This window comes from uncultured Capnocytophaga sp., assembly GCF_938029845.1.
Taxonomy (GTDB): domain Bacteria; phylum Bacteroidota; class Bacteroidia; order Flavobacteriales; family Flavobacteriaceae; genus Capnocytophaga.
In genome coordinates, this window is sequence record NZ_CALHGG010000088.1 from 1 (window position 1) to 1,879 (window position 1,879).

3 protein-coding genes and 1 pseudogene are annotated in these 1,879 nt (G+C 34.3%); all 4 read right to left on the reverse strand.

The features are described 5' to 3' along the window. Window positions 1-482, reverse strand: a pseudogene (locus tag Q0625_RS06500) (hypothetical protein); the annotation flags it as partial. Between the two features lie 35 nt (window positions 483-517). After that, window positions 518-943 carry a hypothetical protein gene (locus tag Q0625_RS06505; RefSeq protein ID WP_298824797.1) on the reverse strand — a complete coding sequence of 142 codons (426 nt, stop codon included), beginning with the start codon at window positions 941-943 and terminating at the stop codon, window positions 518-520. A 66-nt stretch (window positions 944-1,009) separates the two neighbouring features. Beyond that, window positions 1,010-1,297, reverse strand: coding sequence for a hypothetical protein (locus Q0625_RS06510; RefSeq protein WP_298824799.1), 288 nt, complete (start codon window positions 1,295-1,297; stop codon window positions 1,010-1,012). A 57-nt stretch (window positions 1,298-1,354) separates the two neighbouring features. Continuing rightward, the coding region (locus Q0625_RS06515) for a YARHG domain-containing protein (RefSeq protein WP_298824800.1) at window positions 1,355-1,879 on the reverse strand (525 nt) is incomplete at its 5' end.

The window sequence follows — 1,879 nt, forward strand, 5'->3', positions numbered from 1 at the left end:
CGACTATCGAGCCATATATAGCCTTTTTCCTTACCATTCACCACCAAAAGATAGGAGGCTCCGTGCCCTATATGGCATATTTGCAAGCAACCGCTGATGCGCTTTGTATCCATATAGGCTTCGAGCTGCTTTTGTGTAGGGCGTTCACCACCGTCCCAATCAATACTATTAAGCCATTCCTCTTCATTCCAATGCTCGGTGTAAGGGAAAGGCGTAGAGAGGTCTATAGTCCGGTCTTTCCACATCAAATCTTCCGTTGCTTCTTTAAGGGAACGCAGTCCGTAATCGGGACCCACACAGCCATTGGCGATTTGGGTAATGAAAGTACGATAATCTGCAGGTAGAGTGATACGATTTTCTTTCTCTATTTTGGCTACCTTGGCTTCTTCCAATACCGGATTCATATATATATCGCCAAATCGTTTTAGCTGAGGAAGTTCTAAGATGATTTGTATTTTCTTTTTGATTTCTTCTATATTCATACGATGCTGAATTGTGCGAACACTGTTCGTCCTTTTTAAATTGGTACAATATCATTATTTATTTCCCAAGGGAAATAACTTTCATAACTCAAAAGATGTAATTCAAAACTATCTGCTACTATATGATATTTAATTTCTTTATTAACCCCTTCAGCAGAAAAAACAAATAAGTTTCCAATCCCATTATGATTGTCGAGGAATCTGTTCTTATAGTTCTCATTCATTTCATCTTGAGGTATAAATACTATTGGATTTTCTGAGGACACCTCTAATTCCCACATAGTAGGCATATCTATATAACAGATCTTTTTTAATATGATTTCCACTTGTTTGCCCAAAGAAGCATCCATAGTACCAAATAGTATTATCGCCTCTTCGTTAAAATCTACCATATAGATGTCAAGCCAAAGGAATTTTTTAATCATTATATTTGCTTCTGCTATCTTGTCGGTTCTAATCATTTCTCACATGTATTATAATACCTCCAACTTGGGGGACTATTTTTACGTTTTAGCCTTTGACAAAGTTTATATTGTTTGTGCTGCTATAATTAGTTCTTTTATTTGAGTAGCTGGGCATTCTCCTTCTAAAAATAGCACTCCTGTACACCCTATATCTATAAAATCAATAGAACGAGCATACATTTCTATTTGTTTTAGTAAGAAATTCACCTCTACCAAAGTGTTATTGTCTATTTTTATAAGATTGAAAGCCTCTTTTTTGTGAATAATATCCCCTGCAATCATTCTTCCTGCTACTGAAAATGTATTTTCAGTAATAACTGAAAACTTTTCTACTTGAAATATTTTATTCATAGTCACGAAAGTAGTTTATTAGTATTGTCAAAAGAAAAAGAATATCCCTTTTTCTCTTTATCCTGCCATTACAGACTCTATAAATACCAATTTTTGATTTTTCCATTTGAATCTCCAATAAGTAGCACTTTCCATAACCTCAAATACCTCCGTATCATAGACTCCCTTAATCTTATCATCATTTTGTACTTTTGTAGAATGACCATCTTCAAACCACACAATCTCTACTTCACTACCGTCTATAGATATATAATATTTGTTACTCCCCTTAAAGTTATCTATCTCTACGCTATAATACCCTTGATTTTTAATCCAATGAATATCATCTATATCTATTTTAGCAATGGTTTTACTAAAATGCTCATTATAGTTGTCTTTAGGAATAGGACTATTACCTTTTTGAGCTTCTGCTTTTAGACTTCGCAATCCTTCTATGAGTTTTTCTCTATCAGCTTTTAGTATCGCTGTGCGTTCTTGAAATAGCTTTACATTCTGTTCTTCCACTGCGTTGAGTTTTACCTTACTATTGTCACTTACAGGCTTATACCACGGTTTTTCATTAAAGTAATTGCTTATTTCATA

Coding starts and splice junctions, on each gene's coding strand:
- Q0625_RS06505 (WP_298824797.1), bottom strand. CDS start 943: ATGATTAGAACCGACAAGATAGCAGAAGCAAATATAATGATTAAAAAA.
- Q0625_RS06510 (WP_298824799.1), bottom strand. CDS start 1,297: ATGAATAAAATATTTCAAGTAGAAAAGTTTTCAGTTATTACTGAAAAT.